The organism is Mycobacterium cookii (assembly GCF_010727945.1).
Taxonomy (GTDB): domain Bacteria; phylum Actinomycetota; class Actinomycetes; order Mycobacteriales; family Mycobacteriaceae; genus Mycobacterium; species Mycobacterium cookii.
This window is the reverse complement of sequence record NZ_AP022569.1, coordinates 165,517-183,782: the sequence shown is the minus strand read 5'-3', so window position 1 is coordinate 183,782 and position 18,266 is coordinate 165,517. Positions and strand designations below refer to the sequence as shown.

The window sequence follows — 18,266 nt, the reverse complement described above, 5'->3', positions numbered from 1 at the left end:
TCCTCATGAGGACTGGTGGACGATCGGATCAGCGGCGCCTTGGTACCCGTGAAACTCCGGCACGGCTTGGCAAAGCGCTTCGACCCTGGGGCCGGCTTGCATAACCGTGCGGTCCGGCCGCACGATGGCGGCGCCGGCGCGGCCTTTACGTAACCACGCGTCGAGTTCGGTACCGGGAGCAGCGAGCACCAGGACCGCTCCGCGGTCGCTGAGCTCGTTGCGCAGCTCTTCGGTGAGCGACGACGAGGTGACCAGCGCGAACCGGTTTCCGACCACTTCGTCGAACCGCCGGCCGTCACCCAAAATCGGGTTGGGACACAGCGTTCCGGCCAGCCCACCGGGTCGGCGGGATTTGATCACCAGCTCCGAGCTGCGCAGACCGGGGGTGACACCCTCGACGGCACTGGCCCGGGTGCCAGGCAGCCGCACGCTGTGCATGCGGGGGAACACCACCTGACGGATCAGATCGCCGGCGCGCCCGCCGCCGGTCATGGCGGCACCTACCGACACGGCCATCAAAATCATGGCGGCCACATGCAGCTTGCGCTCCTGCTCGTAGCTCTCGAGTACGCTTGCAGGCAGGCTGTTTTCGAGTACGCCGACCAGTTTCCAGGTCAAGTTCAGCGCGTCGCGCACGCCGGCGGCCATGCCCTGGCCTACGAACGGCGGGGTCAGGTGCGCGGCGTCACCGAGCAGGAACACATTGCGATCACGCCAGGAGTTGGCGACCTGCGCGCGGAAGGTGTAGGAGGTTATACGTACCAGCTGCAACGCGTCGGCGGGCGTGTCGCCCAACCAGGGCCGGATCAGCGGCTCGACGTCGGCGATGGTCTTGAAGTTGGCCGCGGTCTCACCGTCGACCAGCTGGAATTCCCAGCGGTAGCGGGTATCTGAAATGCGCATGTAGGTCCCGGCACGCTTGGGGTTGCACAGCTGATGGCAGCCCTCCCACTGGTTGAGCTCGGCATCGGTGTTGACGTCGATGACCAACCAGTCCTGCGTGAACGGAAGCCCGTACATGTACGCGCCGATCGCCGCACGGGTGGGGCTGTTGGCGCCGTCGCAGCCCAGCACGTAGCGGGCCTGCACGCTCTGCTCGCCGCCGCGCACCCGATCCAGGAATTTCACACCGACCCGGTCGGATTGGGTCTGGGTGACGGCAGTGACCTCGACGTTGCCCCGAAGCGTGACGTTGGAGTACCGCTTGAGGTTGGCGCGCAGCATCGTTTCCAACTCGGGCTGATCGAACATGTTCATCGGCGGGAACCCGTGGGTTGCACTGGGCTGCGGGCTGCGGGGGATCTCGGCGAGCACCCGCATGTCGGGGTCGATCAGCCGAAGGCCCATCGCGGGCCGGCTGTGGGCGGCGAACTCCTCGCCGATGCCAAGCCGGGCCAGCAGGCGATGCACTTCGTCGTCGGCGTGCACCGCCCGCGGCAGCGGATAGACGGTCTCATGGCGGTCGAGCACCAGGCAGTCAACGCCGTACTGGCCCAGCAGCGTGGCCGCCGTAAGGCCGGCCGGGCCGGCACCGATGATGACCACCGGAACGAACTCCGGGACCGACGCCGGGGCGCCGTTTTTCTGCGTGCTCATTTGTACACCACCACATTTCGCTGGACGCCGAGGTTGATGGCGCCGTCGTCGGTTGCGACGGTGGCTTCAATTACGTCACCGTCGTGCAGATAGTTGGGATTGTTTTCGGCTTGCGCGGACAAAAAAGCCCCTAGGTCCATGTCGCCCTTGGGTGCGATGCCGTGCGTGGTAAGCGCGGTACCTACCGGAGTGCCGGTCAACACAAGGTCACCGGCATCGACCTTCTGGAACTTCGCCAGCGCCTGCAGTGCCTGCACGGGTGGGAAGAGGATGTCGCCCTGGACCACCATGTCTTGGCGCACTTCATCGTTCACGGACAACCGCAGGCGCAAGTCACCGAAGCGCTTGAGCTCCTCGGCGTCGACGAGCACCAGCGCCGGCCCAACCGGAGTGAACGTTGGATACGACTTCGATTCGAAGAACTGTGCCTTGGTAATTTGCACATCGCGCGCCGAGACGTCGTTGGTGAGCACCAAGCCGACCACGAAGTCGGCCAGGTTAGCCTCGGTGACCTCGGTGCCCACCGGAAGTTCGCGTCCGACGACCAGGGCGATCTCCACCTCGTAGTCCAGCAGCGTGACGTGGTCGGGCTTGACGATGTCACCGAACGGCCCGGTGACCGATCCGGACGCCTTGCGGAAAAAGGTCAGCGGCGTCTTACTCGGGTCGCGGCCAACGTCTTTGACGTGCGAGGCGAAGTTGGTGGCCTGAGCCACCACGCGGCACGGTGTCGTGATCGGAGACAGCAGGTCAAGGCTGCCCACCGGCACGGTATCGGTGCTTTCCGCGGCGGCGTCGATGGTCGCACGGTCGGCCAGTAGCTCTCGAGTTGTGGCCGCATCGGTGTTGATGCGGGCGGCACCCGAGTCCGTATGCACCCACCACGCGTCGGCGGTGCGCAGGATCGAGACGGTCATAACAGGTCCTTCTTTCTTTTGAGTGGTGGTGCGCAAATTAGGAATTGGCTACGGCGAACAGCCCGCGCAGAGCGGACAAGTCGAACTCGTTGTCGTGGCGCAGGGCATCGACCATCGCGGCAAGTTCAGCCGCGGTCGCGCGCGGTGATCCGACGCCCAAGAAGTCCTTGCTCGGCGCGGGCCCCCACTGGTACAGCCCGGACGCCGCCAACGGAGCCCAGCCGGGCTCCAGGGTGTTGTCGAACATGTCGCCGTCGGCGAAGTGCTCGACCAAGAAACCATCGGGGTCGCGCCAATAGTCGAAGATCTGGCTGCCCTGGATGTGTCGGCCGATGCCCCACGAGCGGAAATACCCTTGGTCACCCAGGTACTCGCCGCCGGCGGCCAGCGCGTCGAGGTCAGCGACCTGATACGCCGAGTGCACGTAACGGTTCACCGGCCCCAGCGCCATCGCCAGGGTGTGGTGGTCGGCGGGCGTGGACCCGCGGTCGCAGCGGATGAAGCTCATAATCGGGCCGCGTTCGCGCTGGCCCGGATAGAAGCAGAAGTCGCTGACGATCAGACCAAACGTCTCGAGGTACCAATTCAGCGCCTCGATGTACTTAGGGGTCTGCACCACGATGTGCCCGAGTCGCTGGACCGTGGTGGGCACCCGCGGCGGCCGCTGGGTGGCGTTCGCGCGGACGACGTCGTGGCCGAAGTTGAACACGTGCGGCGTCTGGGCTGGCAACGCCTCGAGCTGATGAGTGCCCGACACGACCCGCACCGACAATCCACTGGGGTCGAGAAGATCAACGGCGACACCGCCTAGCGACTCCGGCAGCGGGCGCAGGGTGGCTCCGGTCGCATCAGCCAGCCGCACCAGATCCGACTGTTCGGCGGCGACAAAAGCCGGTCCAACGAACCGCTCGCGCGGTCCGCGGCGGATCAGCACACACGGCGCGCCGGCATCGCTGCCGCGCAGGTGCAGCTCATCGTTGGTGCGCAGCACCGTGGAGAAACCAAACGCCTGGGCAAACGCCTCGGCCTTGAGTAGATCGGGCTTTTCGAATTCCAGCCAGATGACGTCCTGCACTTTGATGAGCGGGTTGGCGAATCGGCCGGGGTGTTCTCCCTTGCGGGCGCCCTGCTCGCTGTGCAGGTCGTTGTGGGCGCCGATGAGTTGGTCGGTCATTTCTGTTTCTCCTTAGCTGTTTTGAGGCGGACGGGCATTGACACGGGCGACTTTGGAACCCCAGGAGATGACCTCGGGGCTCGCGTCCTCGTTGGGGACCTGGCATTCGATCAGCACCGGGCCGCCTTTGTGGCCGCGGGCTTTGGCGATCGCGTCGGCCAGTTCTGCCGGCGTGCTGGCGGTCAGTCCCAGCCCCTGGCCGTCTTCGGCGTTGAAGACGTCGATCAGCCCGGCGTAATCCCAGTTCTTGTAGTAGTTGTACGGGCCGTCGTGGATCGCCGACTCGATGACGTATCCGCGGTTGTTGACCAGGTAGATCAGGATCTCTTGGCCGTGCCGGATCATGTTGGACACTTCCTGAGCGGTCAGCTGGAAGGATCCGTCGCCGATGGCCGCGACCAAGCGCCGGTCGGCTTCTAGTCCGACCGAGTAGCCGAAGGCGGCCGGCACGGCCCAGCCGATGGAGCCCCATTGCATCTCGATCTCGAACCGTGCCCCGCCGGGCAGCCGGGTGTACATGCCGTCCCACCAGGAGATACCGGTTTCCACCAGCAGCGTGGTTTTCGAGTCGAGGTCCGCCTCGATCTGGCGCCAAAGCTCGGCGCGGCTCAGCGGGGCCTCGGCGTCGGCCGCCGCGGCTCGTGCCGGCGCGGGCGCTGCTCCCCTGAGCCGGTGGTATTGCCGAAGGGTGGCGTCATTGTGTTGGACCTTCTTTGCCAGGTCGGACAGGAAATCGGCCAGCGCGACGCCGGTGTATTCGGCACCGGCGAACCGCACGACTTGCGGCTCGGCGTTGATCAACCGTTGTGGGGCGGGCTGTGCGGTCCAGCCGACCGTGGTGTAGTCGGAGAACACCGGGCCGCCGGCCACCACCAGGTCCGCCCAGTCAACGATGGCCTGGCACCCCGGGGTGCTCACCTCGCCCCAGTAGATCCCGGCGTATTGCGGGTGGTCTTCCGGGAAAAAGCCCTTCGCGTTGGGCATGACCGCCACCGCGCAGCCCAGCGCCTCGGCCAGCTCCTGGAAGGCCTCGATCGCTCCATAGGAGCGCAGGTGCGCCCCGGCCAGCAGGATCGGCTTTTTCGCCTCCTCCAGAAGTCTGGCGGCCCGGTCGACCGCGGCGGTCAGGGCGCGTGGGTTGGTCGGCTGCCAGGACAGCATCGTCGACGCCAGCAACGTGTCGATCGGCGCCGGCTCGGAGCACGGCGCGGCCGACAGGTTGCACGCGATCTCGATGTAGACGGGCTTGCGCTCGCGCAGCGCGGTGCTGATCGCCTGATCGATCAGGGTCGGCGCGTTGTCGGCGTGCAGGATGCGCACCGCTTCGCACGTCACCTGACGGCACACTTCGTACTGGTCGGAGAAGTCATGCGTGCCCATCGTGTGGTGCATGATGTGATTCGCGACCGGGTCATTGGTGTTCGGGCCCGATGACACGAAGATCACCGGCAGGCGTTCGGCGTACGCGCCGGCCACCCCGTTGAGCGCGGAGTACGCGCCCACGTTGTAGGTGGTCAGCACGGCGCCCGCGCCGTTGACCCGGGCGTAGCCCTCGGCGGCGTAAGCGGCGTTGAGCTCGTTGCAGCAGCCGATCTGCTGCATGTTCTCGTTGGTCAGTAGCTCATCGAGCAGCACTAGGTTGTAGTCGCCGGGGACCATGAAGTAGTGCTTGAGTCCGATCTGCTCGAACCGGGCCGCGAGATACTTGCCCACGGTGAAGTTAGGCATCTTGTTGTTCCTTTCGGTCCAGGGCCTGATCAGGCCGGTGCGTCGATCGGGACGACGTTGATGAGCTTTTTGTTGACGAACTCCTGGATGCCGATGTTGGACAATTCATGTCCGTAGCCCGACAGCTTGACCCCGCCGAAGGGCAGGTCCGGCTTGGTCCAGGTCGGGTGGTTGACGAACACCATCCCGGTCTCGATCCGCTTGGCTACCTCCACTCCGCGCTCGGCGTCCTGCGTGAACACCGAACCGCCGAGCCCGAAGTGCGAGTCGTTGGCCAGTCGCACGGCGTCGTCCTCGCTGCTCGCCCGGAAGAAGAGCGCCACCGGCCCGAAGAACTCCTGGTAGTAGGCGGGGTTGTCCGGGTTGAGGTCGGTCAAGATGGTCGGCTGCACGAACGCGCCCGTGCTGGGCACCGGGTCGCCCAGCGCGATGGCCGTCGCGCCGGCGCTGACCGCGGCCTTGATCTTGTCGTTCAACTCGTCGGCAGCGCCCTGACTGGACATCGGCGGCAGCGTGGTGCCCTCGTCGAAGGGATCGCCGGCTTTGAGCTCGGCAAGTGCGGCCGTGAACTTCTCCAGGAACTCGTCAGCGATCTCCTCGGCGACGATGATCCGCTTGGAGGCCACGCAGCACTGCCCGCCGTTGTTCATCCGGCCCCACAACGCCCAGCGGACGGTCTTGTCCACGTCGGCGTCGTCCAACACGATCAGCGCGTCCGAGCCGCCGAGTTCCATGGTGGACTTCTTGACGTTCTTGCCGGCCCGAGCGGCGACCACCGAGCCCGCACCCTCGCTGCCGGTCAGCGAGACACCGCGCACCCGCGCATCGTCGATCAGCATGTTGATCTGATCCTTGGTCGCAAAGAGGTTGGTGTAGACGCCCTCGGGGGCGCCCGCCTCCAGCAGCAGCCGCTCGAAGGCGGCCGCCGCCTGCGGCACGTTGGACGCATGCTTGACCATGACGACGTTGCCGACCATCAGGTTGGGAGCCGTTACCCGCGCCAGCTGGTAGAGGGGGAAGTTCCACGGCTGGATGCCCAGGATCACCCCGAGCGGCGCGCTGACGAGCATTGCGTTGTCGTTGACGCTGACTGTGTTGACCCGCTCCGGGGCCAAGAACTTCTCGGCGTTGTCTGCGTAGTAGTTGAAGATGTCCGCGCTGAGCGCCACTTCGCCGAGGCTCTCGTTGTAGAGCTTGCCCATTTCCAGGGTCAGCAGCCGGGCGAACTCATCGGGCCGTTCGGTGAGGATGGCTGCGGCTCGCCGGCACACCGCGGCACGCTCGGCGTGCGAGGTCTGGCTCCACGACTCAAAGGTCTTCTGCGCCTGCGCAAGAAGGTTCATCGCCTCCGCGTCGGTCAGGTCGTCGAAGGTAGCCACTAACTCGTTGTTGAACGGGTTGACGGTCTGGTATGCCATCGTGTGTTTCCTTTCGGTTCGCGGCGGCTTGTCGCCACCGTCTTGGCCGTCGTGTCTGTCAGCAGACTTGTTGTCGGTTCGGCATAGCTGTGACCCAGCTGGAAGCAGAGGGCCACGTAGCCATGGCATTTAGATTGCCGTTGCGATCAACCGAAGTCGTCAACGCTGACACCAATCACGGCTTGGTGACAGCTGCAGTGTTGCCATACCTGCTAGCTGCAATGAACTCTGCGGGCAGTGCGATCGCAAACGCCGCTACGGCACGAATTGATCACTCGCGCATGGATTATGGCCGCTGGACATGACACGAGCCCACCGGCCGGGACCTTGCCCCAGCGTCAAGTGCGCTCGGGAGGTCAGCGCGCTTCGAGGAAGGTGATCACCGCTAGCACGCGACGGTGATCGTCGCCGGTTTCCGGCAGGTCCAGCTTCATCAGAATGCTGCGCACGTGCTTTTCGACCGTGCCCTCGGTGACCCAAATACGCTGTGCGATACCAGCATTGGAACGACCCTCCGCCATCAGCTCCAGCACTTCTCGCTCGCGCGTGCTCAGCACAGCCAGCGGATCATCTCGACGACGCGCCGACACCAACTCTTGCACCAGGGCGGGATCCACCACTGACGCGCCGTTGCCGATCCGCTCCAGCGAGTCGATAAAACCGGCCACGTCGGTGACCCGATCCTTGAGCAGATAACCGATACTGCGCCCGCTGGCCAACAACTCCATCGCATGTTCGACGTCCACGTGCGCCGACAGCACCAAAATGGCAACCTCGGGCAGCTCCTCGCGGATCGTTCGCGCCGCATCGAGTCCCTCGGTGGTATGGGTCGGCGGCATCCGAATGTCGGCGACCACCAAGTCGGGAGTCTTCTCCCGGGTCAACGCAAGCAGCTGGTTGGCGTCGCCGGCCTGCCCCACGACGTCGAAACCCGAGCGCTCTAACAGGCTAGCCAAACCCTCCCGAAGCAACACGTCGTCATCGGCGACCACTACTCGCATGGAATCACCACCAGCGCCGTCATCGTCATTAGGTGCCGGGTTGTCGTCGTCGCGCTGACTCCGCTGTGAAACGTGTCCTCCCGGGTCCGACCGAGGGTGCTTGAACCATCTAACACCGATTCAACGACGACAACCGCCGGTTGCCCGGATCGGCGCCTTCCGGCTAGCCGGTAGACGGGAAATGAGGCTGCCAGTGATAGCTGATTAGGGCCAGCCGTGACGACATAGGCGACCCAATAGGCGAGGTTATGAGCATGCCTCGCGGCATCCCAGTCAACGTTTAGTCTGGCTCGATTCGAAAGCTGGTCGGCTGCAATGATCACGACGCGATTCGCCCGAGATGGCGGCCACCAACGCATCCCCGGCGGAGTCATCAGGCTCGACCACGAGCGGACCGGCTGGGTAGTGACTCTCATTGAGGGCGGCAAGGTTTGGTGCCATACGTACCAAACACGTCAGCTGGCAATGACCGTCATCGCGGCTAGTTGCTGAGATCCGCTGGCGGAACCACCCGATGAGTCAAGGCGACGACCCGTTGCCCCGACCCAGAAGGTGCAGAACCGCCTCCGCGGACAATTCCACCTTCGGCACGAATCCCAGCGCGGGACTTGCCGCGATCAAGTCGGTAAAATCCTGCTCGGAATGAGTCGAAGTCATGATCACCGACGACACAGCCGGCCCATCGGCGAGCCGCTGCGCCAGGTCGAATCCGCTTTCGCCGCCCAGATCGATGTCGACGACCGCGACGTCGGGCCGCAGCTGTGCCACACGACGTAGTGCCTCCGCGCTGCTCGATGCCATCCCGACAACCGTAAGACCGTCGCGGCCGAGCATGTTCGCAGCAACCTCAAGAAAGGCGGCGTTGTCGTCGACGATGACGCAGCGCAGCGGCTGAGACCCATAATTCATAACTTCAGTGTGGCCAAGGGACTAACGAGACGAATTGCAGGTACCCGTAATTTAGGCGACCTATGAGCTATTGAGAGGTCCACGCGCCCGCGTCCCGCTAGGACAAGGCGAGCAGCCTAACTGTGCTTCTGACCAAGATCTCGCGGACCGGCGACGTGAACATTCACCTGCATTGCGCGGTATCGCTCATTTCCGGCAGCCGGCAACAGCCGTTGCCCATTTTCCCGTATTAGGTGCCGGTGTAGATCATCGTGATCGGGATCGCGCCGAAGGCCAGCTGGGCCAGCGTGCCGATTGCCTCGACCGTGATTTCGCCAGGGTGCGTCGGGCTGAACACGTTTCGCCGACGATTGGACCGGGACTGCTCGCGTAGTGCTCAGAAACTTAGCGCAATCGCGGCGAACATCACCGCCATCAACAGCAGGGTGAACGTGATGTGGGCAAGCAGGCGGTACCCAGCGCAATCGTCGTCGTAGCAATCGATTGCGAGCGCATGTCGGTAACTGGTGAAAGCGCGGGCTACATCATCGTGAACTGGCAACATAATCATCTCCTCCCTAGCAGGACGCGCTTGGCGCGAATGTGTTCGGCGGCAATGCCTTCGCCGCCGCGACCGACGAGCAGTCGACGGAGATGTCGTCGTCCGCGCGACGCCCGTGACATCACCGTTCCGACCGGAATACCCAAGATTTCGGCGATCTCCTTGTAAGGCAGATTCTCCACATCGGCGTAGTACACCACCGCACGGAATTGTTCGGGCATCGCTCGCACCGCTGCTTGAATCTCGTTATCTGGCAGGGTTGCCAGAGCTTCGTCCTCGGCCGAAGGCAGCCCTTTTGGCTCGCGATGGCCGACGTTCACCAACTGCTGCTCGGTCAGGTGTTCCATCGAGTACTGCGTCGGTTGCCGCTGCCTTTTGCGGTAATCGCTGATGTAGGCATTCGTCAAAATCCGGTACAGCCACGCGTTAAGGTTTGTGTCTGGCTCGAACGAATGGAAGCTGGCGTACGCCTTCACCATCGTGTCCTGCACAAGATCCTGTGCGTCAGCGTGATGCCGACTCATACGCAACGCCCGGCGGTACAGCCGCTCCTGCAGCGGCACGACATCCCTTTCGAACCGAACTCGAAGTTCCGCTTCGTGCGACCGTTTCTCGCAGCGCGGCGGGTGATGCTTGCGGCAATTACCGACAATGGAGGATGCTGCGAAACATTTAGCGCTGCTGGTGGATTGGGGCTTTACTGAGATGTCAGCATCATGGCGCTTGGATGCGTCGGTCAGCAGGCATGCCCTACGGACCGGCGCCGCTGCAGTGCCCGGCACATTCGAGATGGTGTGGGGGGATGCCGGAGCATCGGCCACCGGTTTCCACATGACGTTATCCATGGCTTCCACAATTGCGCTGCGGGCACCGAATGTCGTCACCGCTGCCGCATATTCACCCTTGCGGTTAGCCCCCATCCGTGGATAGCTGCCAGCTACACAAGTGGCTCCGGCAGGGTGCTCTCACTGCCGAGGACTTGGCTCGGCCCGCCAGTCCCGTGCGCGGTGGCCGCAGGGCGTTGGGGTAGTGCTGGGTAGTGAGCACCCCATCGGCAAGTCGGCGCTGCTGCGGTACCGCGCATCCCACGGAAGCGCGAACGCAGACACCACCCGGGTGGGTCTGGTTAGCGCACCCCGGAAGTTCTAGTGGGACTTCAGCGACGAGTTATCTGCGGTCCCTGACCTTGGGCCACATTGGCGCCTGAAGCGTAATGCCTTGCAACCCAATCGCACTGCTGATCGGTCCCAATGCGTTACTAGATGTATTGCGGTCCTGGAAGCATGCTGGGACGCATCAACGTTCGCAGAGTGGTACCTTCAACGCTCCGGGTGAGCCTGCCGTGCATTCCCGTCCCGGCTGCCATGCTTGCCGGGGCGCCCGCGATGCCGACCGGCAGCGGAATACCTGCGACCCCCTCGGCGGCACCTACCCTGCCGACCGTTATCGCCTGGGGAGCGCTGCTGACCGCGGAGGTGAGCGTGCCCCACGTCGACGGCACTGACAGCGCACCAACGCTGGCCGCCCGGCCAATCCCAGCAGATACCGCACCGCCGAATTGAGCTGCGCCAACAGACCCTAGCGTGCTCGCCACCTTAGTCAGCCCGGCGCCCACGTCGCTCAATGCCGCGACTGTTGCGTCGGCCGCGGAGGCAGCGGAACCCGCCGTCCCTTTCGAAAGGCTGGCGAGTGCCGACAGGATGATGGAGGGGACTGTTGCGTAAGCGCTGATCCCCGAGTTGATGACGTCTGGCTCCAGCGCCTTATTTATGTTGGCGAGGATCTGTTGGAGCATCTGTTCGATGGTCGTTTCTATCGATGTCCCGCTCGATGTCCCAATGGAATTGGTGACCACGGCACTTTGGGCCGCCATGGCCGCAGGGTTGGTGTTCTGTTTCGGCAGAGTGAACGGGGTCAGTGTCGCCGCGGCGGCCGAGGACGCGGCATAACCGTACATGGCGGCAGCATCCTGGCCCCACATCGCGGCATAGTCCGCCTCAGTCGCCATGATAGCCGGGGTGTTGATGCCCAAGAAGTTGCTTGCAACCAACATAGTTAAAAGCGCGCGGTTGGCCGCGATAATCGGCGGTGGCACGGTCGCAGCGAACGCTGCCTCGTATGCGGCTGCTGCAGCCCTGGCCTGTTTGGCCGTCTCTTCTGCCTGGCTTGCGGCAGCATTCATCCACGCGAGATATGTTGATGCCGCAGCCGCCATCGACGTCGACGCCGGACCCTGCCAGCTCGCTCCGGTCAGCCCGGATATCACCGAAGATTGAGAGGCCGCTAGCGAGTACAGTTCGCCGGATAGCCGGTCCCAGTTTGCAGCGGCGGCAAGCATTGGTTCCGATCCGGGACCGGAGTACATTCGGCCGCTGTTGATCTCCGGTGGAAGCGCCGCGAAATCCATTGTCATTGCCTACGCCTCAGCGGGTGACGGTCACATTGGCGGCCTCGGTGGCCGCATAGGAACAGGCGGAGGCTTGCAAGGTGGTCACGAACATTTGGTGAATCGCGGCCGCTCGCGCACCGGCCTCCTGGTACATCGCGCCCTGGGCGGCGAACGCGGCCGCGGTCAGCGCCGAAACATCGTCCGCCGCAGCCGGCGCCAGGCTGGTGGTCGGGCTGGCTACGGCGGCATTCAGCGAACTCATCGCCGCGCCGATACCTGTCAAATCGCCAGCCGCCGATGTCAGCGCGTCCGGTTGTGTGATTACGAAAGACATATCCTTCTCTCCCAACGAGCGATGTGCGCCCTCCTCGGTTGAGAGCCGTGCCGTTACGTACAGCAAGCGGCAAAGAACCGACTCAACGATCAGGATGGCTGGCGCGCTGTTCTGATGTCATCCGGGTTAGCGTCCATAGGGCCCCCTGCTAGCTGTAAATAAGTCGTCCGCGAAACATACTGGGCGGGAACGATGCAACATAGCTCCGATCGGGGCAGCGGTGATCAGGTTTCCTGCGGTGTCCCACACGCCGGCCGGATGGGCGCTACCGTCGTCTATTCGCTTTGACAGGAGCAGGATTCGCGGGCTACCGGTCGGTAGCCCTTAGCGAGATGTGCAAATTGGCGGAGCGTGACCGGTAAGCGGAATTCCGGCTAGCGGGGGGCATCGAGTGGTGTCAGCCGGGAAGACAGCGATGGATTAAGGCGGAACGCTTGAGGCGCAACCTACAACTCCGGCCATCACCTCAACCACCGCGTCATTTAGCTTCATGGCAAGGAGCCACTCAGGTGATCACACATTTCATGACCACGCCCGACCAGATGCGTTCGATGGCAGGCCGTTTCGTGTTCTGCCAGGAGTTCATCACAGTGTTGGGCCGCAATTTCCAGGTCACCTACGAGGAGGCCAACGCCCTTGGCTCCAAGGTGCAGAACGCCGGCAACATCATGGCTGACACCGACAGTGCTGTCGACCCCAGTTGGGCGTAACACACGAATGCCTTTTCAGCACATGATCATAGTGACCGCCTGTCGACGATCGGCAGCGACGCCTGACGGCTCGAACAGCAGCCAGAAGGCTCGCGCCACGCGCCGGTGCGAGGCCACCGCATCAGGTGCGGCAGAACATCATCTGAATGTCGGTGAAGCCTTCAAGGCGGGCTGGTGTAGCTGAAATGCGTAGCTTCTCGCGGGCGTTGGTCGTGTTTTCGCTGCTTTGCGCGAGCGCGGCGTTGGGCTTCATGCTGAAGTCGCAATTACTCGGTCCATATACGCAGACAGAAGCGCTCAATTTTCTCGGTGTGATCATCGGGTTTCTGGTCACGATAGCGTCCATCGTCATGGGATTGATGATCAGCGCAGCGAAGAACTTCATCGAAACCACCGAAGATCGTTGGGCCAAGTACGCGGCGCTGCTGATTCGACTCGATCAGTCGATGCGCAATTACGGCCCAGGGTCAGAACCGATACGTAGGCGATTGCAGAGTTTTACCGCCGCAGGAATCGTCAATTTCTGGCGGCATGAGTCGATCCCGGCTGGTGTGAGCTACGTAGATGTGCGCGAAAAGTCCAGAGCGGACGTGCATCAGGTGCTCACCGACACCCTCAATCGCATCAAGCTCGACATCTTCCAATTAAAACCGTCTGATCCGCTCCATGAAAGATTAGCGGCCGACTGCATTGACCAGTACAAAGATTTCGCAATGGCCCGATGGTCCCTCGTCATGGAACCTGAACGTTCGATACCCGCGCCCTTTCTGAGAATGCTGATGTCTTGGCTCATGATCATATTCCTGTGCTTCGGCCTGCGGACGACAGCGAGTCCCTTGGTGATAATCGCCATCGCCTTAGCCGGGATTACCCTGAGTAGCATGACGTTCACGATCGCAGACATGGTGGATCCGTATGAAGGCCGATTCAACATCTCTAGTAAGAGCATGCGTAATGCGCTAGACGTCATGCTCATCCACAACATCACGCCCACCGATTGAGCCATCGACGCAGGGCCGACGCCACTATATACGTCAATTTCGTTGCGGCAGAACAATTTTCATAAGATCGGTGGCAGCATTGGGAGCAGGCCGCGGTCGGGGTCTACCGATCAACTCGTGAATGGAATGGTCACCTGCAGCGACGTCCCGCACCCTTGGGGACTGGCGATCTGCAGGTTACCGCCCAGTGCTTCGACGCGGTCTTTCAGTCCGATCAGTCCCGACCCGTTGTGTGAATCGGCGCCGCCGACGCCGTCGTCCTGAATCGACAAATAGAGCGCGGCGTCGTTGGTTTCCGCGTGGATGGTGACTTGGCCGGCGCGAGCGTACTTCGCGGTATTGGTCAGGGCTTCGGCGACCACGTAGTAAGCGGCGACCTCGACTGGATCAGGCAATCGTCGGTCGATAGCAATATTCAGCGTGACCGGAACCGGGCAGCGGCGCGCCAGTGTTTTCAGCGCGGGACTTAGCCCGCCTTGTGAGAGGGTCGCCGGATGGATCCCGCGGGAAATCTCTTGTAGATCTTTCGAGACCGCGGTCAAACCGTCGACCACGCGCGACAACTGGTCTTTGAGGTCGCGATGTTCGGGCGGCACGGAATCGGCAGCCAGCCGCAGTTGCAGTCCCAGTGACACCAGCCGCTGCTGGGCTCCGTCGTGGAGGTCGCGTTCTATCCGGCGCCGAGCATCATCAGCGGCGGCCACGATCCGCGCGCGCGAGGCCGTCAGTTCGTCATGGGCGGCGGCGTTGGCGATGGCGGTGGCAACCAAGTCGGCGAAATCACCGAGACGCACCTCGATGTCCGGTGGCATCATGTCAGGCTCGGCAGCGCCGACGCCAACCACGCCCCAGACCCGACCATCTACGGTGATGGGAACCCCCACTGTGCAACCGAGTTCATTGTCGCGCATGCGTTCGGCGATCGGACCAACAGCGTTCTCAAGCTCCGCGCCGTCCAGGCGTGCGGGGCGACCGCTGTGCAACACGCGCGTCGCGATATTGTCGCCCGCCAAGCTCGCGCGCTCGCCGACGACCAGAGGATTGTGGATCCTCGGGTCAGTACGAGACAGCGCGACGATGGCCAACTCCTCGCCGTCAAAGCGGCCCACTGCCACGTTGTCGGTATTCAAGTACCGACCCACTTCGTCGGCGACCGCTGCGAAGACCTCCGACGGGCTGGCGCCCCGCGCAACCAATGTCGCGACGCGCCGCAATGATGCCTGCTGCTCGGCGAGCTCGCGAAGTTCGTCCCGACGTGCGTCCGACACGCTAGCCTCTGAGCAGTCGGATGATCCAGGCCCGGCTGTCCGCCGGGTCGATGACGTCGTCGAGTTCGAACGTGGTGGCCGAGGTGAGCGCCTTGCCATGCTGATAGGCAGCCTCGACCAGCTTGTCGAATAGGTTTTGTCGTTCGACCGGATCTGTCACTGCGGCAAGCTCTTTGCTGAACCCGAGGCGCACAGCACCTTCGAGACCCATCCCGCCGATCTCCCCGGTCGGCCAGGCGACCGTAAACTCCGGCGCGTGGAAGGAGCCTCCGGCCATCGCCATCGCGCCCAACCCATAACCCTTGCGCAGGATGATCATTCCGAACGGCACGGTCAGCCTCGCACCGACGATGAACAGCCGGCTGAATCGCCGGACTGCGGCCTCGACTTCGGCATCCGGCCCGACCATGAACCCCGGTGTGTCACACAGCGAAATGATCGGTAGTCCCGCCGATTCGCAGAGCGTCAGAAAGTCGGCGATCTTGTCGGCGGCTTCGGCGTCGATGGCCCCGCCGAGATGATGGCTGCTGTTGGCGAGCAACCCGAATGGGATGCCTTCGACGCGGACGAACGCGGTGACCACGCCGACGCCGTAGTCGGCCCGCAGCTCCAGGACGGACCCAACGTCGACGATCGCCTCGATCGCATGATGAACGTCGTAGGCACGTAATCGGTTCTCCGGCACCACATGTCGTGCCCGCCGCGGATCCGGAGCCGTCCAGTCGTCGATCCCTCCGTGGAAGTACGACAGGTACTGCTTGGCCAGCGACACCGCGTGCGCTTCGTCGCGGGCGACCAGGCCGACGACACCGTTGCGCCGCTGCACGTCGATGGGACCGATGTCTTCCGGCCGGTATTCGCCGAGTCCGCCGCCTTCGATCATCGCCGGGCCACCCATGCCGATGTTGGCGTCCGGGGTCGCGATGATCACGTCGCAGGTGCCGGCCAGCGCCGCGTTGCCGGCGAAGCAGCGCCCGGACACGATCGACACCAGCGGCACCTTGCCGCTCAGCGCACCGAGGGAACGGAACGTCATCAACTCCAGACCCGCCATATTCGCCACGTCAGTGTCGCCCGGCCGCCCGCCGCCGCCTTCGGCGAACAGCACCACCGGCAGCTTGCGACGTGCCGCCAGGTCGAAGACACGATCGGTTTTGGCGTGGTTGCGCATGCCCTGCGTGCCGGCCAGCACCGTGTAGTCGTAGGACAGCACCGCCGTCTCGACACCGCCGATGTGTGCCACCCCGGCGACCAGACCATCGGCCGGGGTGTTGGCGATCAGGTCCTCCTCCGAACGCCGGCTGCGCTGCGCGGCGACCGCCAGCGCGCCGTATTCGACGAAACTCCCGGGGTCCACCAGGTCGGCGATGTTCTCTCTGGCGCTGCGTCGACTCTGCTTGTGCCGCTTGGCAATCGCCGCTGGGCGCCCCTCGTCGAGGGTGAGCAGGTGGCGTCGTCGGACATCGTCGAGGTCATCGCGCGACCGGTCCAAGTCGACGGCGGCGACATCGCTGGCCGCCGCGCCCTCGCCGGTCCGGACGAAGATCACCAGCGGGTCTCCGGTCCCGACGACCTGCCCAGGCGCGACCAGCGTCCGGACCGCGCGCACGGCGTCCGGGGCGGTCAGCACGTGCTGCATCTTCATCGCCTCGAGCACCACCAGTTGCGCGCCCGCAGCGAAATCCGTGTCCTCCGGAGCGATCTCGATCACGGTGCCGGCGAGCTGCGCGCGCAGCACTTCTTCACCCGCCCGCAGTTCGACCGGTGCGACTCGAATCTCCGGGCGGCGGCCCTGGGCGGTACGCGCGAAACCGGCAAGGTTTTCGTCGAGGAAACCCGTTGTGAACGTGCCTGATTGCAGCTGGCTGCTGGACAGCACCTCGCGCAGCAACCCGATGTTGGTGCGGATACCCTCGATGTGGAACTCCAACAGCGCGGTCTGCGCTTTGCGCACCGCCGCGGGAAACGACGGTTCGCGTACCTGAGTGATCACCTTGGCCAGCAACGAGTCGTAGCGCGGGCTCGGCGTCAAGCCCGGGCGGCCGTAGGTGTCGACGCGCACGCCGGGTCCGGTCGGCGGCGAGAACACGCTCAGCGTGCCCGCCGTCGGCGAGAACGTCCCGTCGGCGGCGAGAGTTTCCATGTTGACCCGGGCCTGGATCGCGATACCCCGGGCCAACGCCGGCTCGCCGCTGGCCTCCCTGCCGTCGTCGCTGATTCCCGCGGGCAGGGCGAGCTCGTCGAAGGTCGCGCCGCGGGCGATCGCCAACTGCACGGCCACCAGGTCGAGCCCGGTGGTCTCTTCGGTGACGGTGTGCTCGACCTGGATTCGCGGGTTGACCTCGAGGAACACGAATCGCTCTCCGGCGAACAGGAATTCGACGGTCGCCAGCCCGCGGTAGTCGGCTCGCGCGCACAACGTCGCGGCGGCACGGTGCAGTTCACGTCGCAGCGTGTCGGAAAGGCCTTGTGCGGGCGCGATTTCGATCAGCTTCTGATGCCGGCGCTGGATGCTGCAGTCGCGGTCGCCGAGTGCCAGCGCCCGGGACACCGGCCCCGACGGCGCCGCGACGATCTGCACCTCGATGTGCCGGGCATCCGCCAGACGAGCTTCGGCGAACAGTGACCCGTCGCCGAACCCCAACTCCGCCTCGCCGGCGCACTGCCGGTAGGCGTCGTCGACCTGATCTGCGCTGCGGACGACTCGCATCCCCCGGCCACCACCACCGGCCAGCGCTTTGATGACGATCCCATCCTTGTGCTCGGCGGCGAATGCACGAATGTCCTCGATGCTGCTGGGCCCGTCGGTGGCGGGAAGCACCGGCACGTCGGCGGCGACGGCGGCACGACGGGCCGAGGATTTGTTGCCGAACAGTTCCAGCGCTGCGGCGTCCGGTCCGACGAAGGTGAAGCCAGCCGCCGCGCACGCCCGCGCGAATCCGGTTTGCTCGCTGAGAAAGCCATAGCCGGGATGGATCAGCTCGGCGCCGGACTCCTTGGCCGCCGACAGGATCGCCGCATGGTCGAGGTAGGCGGCCGGACCGGCCCCGGGCAGGGCGATCGCCTCGTCAGCAGCGTGCACGTGCGGGCTGTCCGCATCGTCCTCGGCATACACGGCGACCGTGCCGAGCCCCAACTCGACTGCGGTGCGGATGATCCGGAGCGCGATCTCGCCGCGGTTCGCAATCAGCAGGCGCGTCACGTCCCGTCCTTTGTCCGGTCGTCCATTCCCCATCCGGATCACATCATGCCGCGACCAGGTTTTCTGGCTTTCACCGGA

Annotated in this window: 14 protein-coding genes and 1 pseudogene; 2 read left to right on the top strand and 13 right to left on the bottom strand. The window is 64.2% G+C overall.

Translation table 11 applies throughout. The features are described 5' to 3' along the window. Window positions 1–3: 3 nt before the first annotated feature. The 11 genes from mhpA to G6N27_RS00810 form a co-directional block, all read right to left on the bottom strand. Window positions 4–1,596 carry a bifunctional 3-(3-hydroxy-phenyl)propionate/3-hydroxycinnamic acid hydroxylase MhpA gene (gene mhpA / locus G6N27_RS00860; protein ID WP_163774460.1) on the bottom strand — a complete coding sequence of 531 codons (1,593 nt, stop codon included), beginning with the start codon at window positions 1,594–1,596 and terminating at the stop codon, window positions 4–6. Continuing rightward, window positions 1,593–2,513: a fumarylacetoacetate hydrolase family protein gene (locus tag G6N27_RS00855; RefSeq protein ID WP_163774459.1), complete on the bottom strand. Its 921-nt coding sequence runs from the start codon at window positions 2,511–2,513 to the stop codon at window positions 1,593–1,595. Before G6N27_RS00855 ends, mhpA begins: the two co-directional genes overlap by 4 nt. Before the next feature lie 37 nt (window positions 2,514–2,550). Continuing rightward, on the bottom strand, window positions 2,551–3,687 hold the full coding sequence (locus G6N27_RS00850) for a VOC family protein (protein WP_163774457.1): 1,137 nt from the start codon (window positions 3,685–3,687) through the stop codon (window positions 2,551–2,553). A gap of 12 nt (window positions 3,688–3,699) precedes the next feature. Further along, a complete protein-coding gene (locus tag G6N27_RS00845) occupies window positions 3,700–5,415 on the bottom strand; it encodes an alpha-keto acid decarboxylase family protein (RefSeq protein ID WP_163774455.1) in 1,716 nt (571 codons plus the stop codon). A 29-nt stretch (window positions 5,416–5,444) separates the two neighbouring features. Next, window positions 5,445–6,833 (bottom strand): NAD-dependent succinate-semialdehyde dehydrogenase, encoded by a 1,389-nt coding sequence (locus tag G6N27_RS00840; RefSeq protein WP_163774453.1) that lies wholly within the window; start codon window positions 6,831–6,833, stop codon window positions 5,445–5,447. A 356-nt stretch (window positions 6,834–7,189) separates the two neighbouring features. Next, the gene (locus G6N27_RS00835) at window positions 7,190–7,834 is read right to left on the bottom strand and encodes a response regulator (protein ID WP_163774451.1); all 645 of its coding nucleotides are present in this window, start codon (window positions 7,832–7,834) and stop codon (window positions 7,190–7,192) included. A gap of 519 nt (window positions 7,835–8,353) precedes the next feature. After that, complete coding sequence (locus tag G6N27_RS00830; RefSeq protein ID WP_163774449.1) at window positions 8,354–8,743, bottom strand: LytR/AlgR family response regulator transcription factor; 390 nt, start codon at window positions 8,741–8,743, stop codon at window positions 8,354–8,356. A gap of 376 nt (window positions 8,744–9,119) precedes the next feature. Then, entirely contained in the window at window positions 9,120–9,287 is a 168-nt protein-coding gene (locus tag G6N27_RS00825; RefSeq protein ID WP_163774447.1) for a hypothetical protein, read from the bottom strand. A 2-nt stretch (window positions 9,288–9,289) separates the two neighbouring features. Continuing rightward, window positions 9,290–10,204, bottom strand: a complete 915-nt coding sequence (locus G6N27_RS00820) for a sigma-70 family RNA polymerase sigma factor (RefSeq protein ID WP_276044948.1) — start codon at window positions 10,202–10,204, stop codon at window positions 9,290–9,292. A 338-nt stretch (window positions 10,205–10,542) separates the two neighbouring features. Beyond that, complete coding sequence (locus G6N27_RS00815) at window positions 10,543–11,691, bottom strand: PPE family protein (protein WP_163781152.1); 1,149 nt, start codon at window positions 11,689–11,691, stop codon at window positions 10,543–10,545. A 16-nt stretch (window positions 11,692–11,707) separates the two neighbouring features. Then, window positions 11,708–12,007, bottom strand: coding sequence for a PE family protein (locus G6N27_RS00810; RefSeq protein WP_163774445.1), 300 nt, complete (start codon window positions 12,005–12,007; stop codon window positions 11,708–11,710). 572 nt (window positions 12,008–12,579) lie between these two features. On the opposite strand from G6N27_RS00810, the pseudogene G6N27_RS00805 reads away from it, so the two are divergent. Together G6N27_RS00805 and G6N27_RS00800 are read left to right on the top strand one after the other, a co-directional pair. Further along, a pseudogene (locus tag G6N27_RS00805) lies at window positions 12,580–12,717 on the top strand (type VII secretion protein EsxI); the annotation flags it as partial. A gap of 146 nt (window positions 12,718–12,863) precedes the next feature. After that, window positions 12,864–13,718: a bestrophin-like domain gene (locus G6N27_RS00800; protein WP_163774443.1), complete on the top strand. Its 855-nt coding sequence runs from the start codon at window positions 12,864–12,866 to the stop codon at window positions 13,716–13,718. A gap of 110 nt (window positions 13,719–13,828) precedes the next feature. On the opposite strand, the gene G6N27_RS00795 is transcribed toward G6N27_RS00800, so the two are convergent. Together G6N27_RS00795 and G6N27_RS00790 are read right to left on the bottom strand one after the other, a co-directional pair. Further along, complete coding sequence (locus G6N27_RS00795; protein WP_232064820.1) at window positions 13,829–14,848, bottom strand: sensor histidine kinase; 1,020 nt, start codon at window positions 14,846–14,848, stop codon at window positions 13,829–13,831. 139 nt (window positions 14,849–14,987) lie between these two features. Next, window positions 14,988–18,188, bottom strand: a complete 3,201-nt coding sequence (locus G6N27_RS00790) for an acetyl-CoA carboxylase family protein (protein ID WP_232064817.1) — start codon at window positions 18,186–18,188, stop codon at window positions 14,988–14,990. Between the last annotated feature and the right edge of the window lie 78 nt (window positions 18,189–18,266).

Bases quoted from the DNA above. Each gene is read 5' to 3' on its own strand.
- G6N27_RS00800 (WP_163774443.1), top strand. From the start codon at position 12,864: ATGTCGGTGAAGCCTTCAAGGCGGGCTGGTGTAGCTGAAATGCGTAGC.
- G6N27_RS00855 (WP_163774459.1), bottom strand. From the start codon at position 2,513: ATGACCGTCTCGATCCTGCGCACCGCCGACGCGTGGTGGGTGCATACG.
- G6N27_RS00850 (WP_163774457.1), bottom strand. From the start codon at position 3,687: ATGACCGACCAACTCATCGGCGCCCACAACGACCTGCACAGCGAGCAG.
- G6N27_RS00815 (WP_163781152.1), bottom strand. From the start codon at position 11,691: ATGGATTTCGCGGCGCTTCCACCGGAGATCAACAGCGGCCGAATGTAC.
- G6N27_RS00835 (WP_163774451.1), bottom strand. From the start codon at position 7,834: ATGCGAGTAGTGGTCGCCGATGACGACGTGTTGCTTCGGGAGGGTTTG.
- mhpA (WP_163774460.1), bottom strand. From the start codon at position 1,596: ATGAGCACGCAGAAAAACGGCGCCCCGGCGTCGGTCCCGGAGTTCGTT.
- G6N27_RS00810 (WP_163774445.1), bottom strand. From the start codon at position 12,007: ATGTCTTTCGTAATCACACAACCGGACGCGCTGACATCGGCGGCTGGC.
- G6N27_RS00840 (WP_163774453.1), bottom strand. From the start codon at position 6,833: ATGGCATACCAGACCGTCAACCCGTTCAACAACGAGTTAGTGGCTACC.
- G6N27_RS00830 (WP_163774449.1), bottom strand. From the start codon at position 8,743: ATGAATTATGGGTCTCAGCCGCTGCGCTGCGTCATCGTCGACGACAAC.
- G6N27_RS00845 (WP_163774455.1), bottom strand. From the start codon at position 5,415: ATGCCTAACTTCACCGTGGGCAAGTATCTCGCGGCCCGGTTCGAGCAG.
- G6N27_RS00825 (WP_163774447.1), bottom strand. From the start codon at position 9,287: ATGTTGCCAGTTCACGATGATGTAGCCCGCGCTTTCACCAGTTACCGA.
- G6N27_RS00820 (WP_276044948.1), bottom strand. From the start codon at position 10,204: ATGGGGGCTAACCGCAAGGGTGAATATGCGGCAGCGGTGACGACATTC.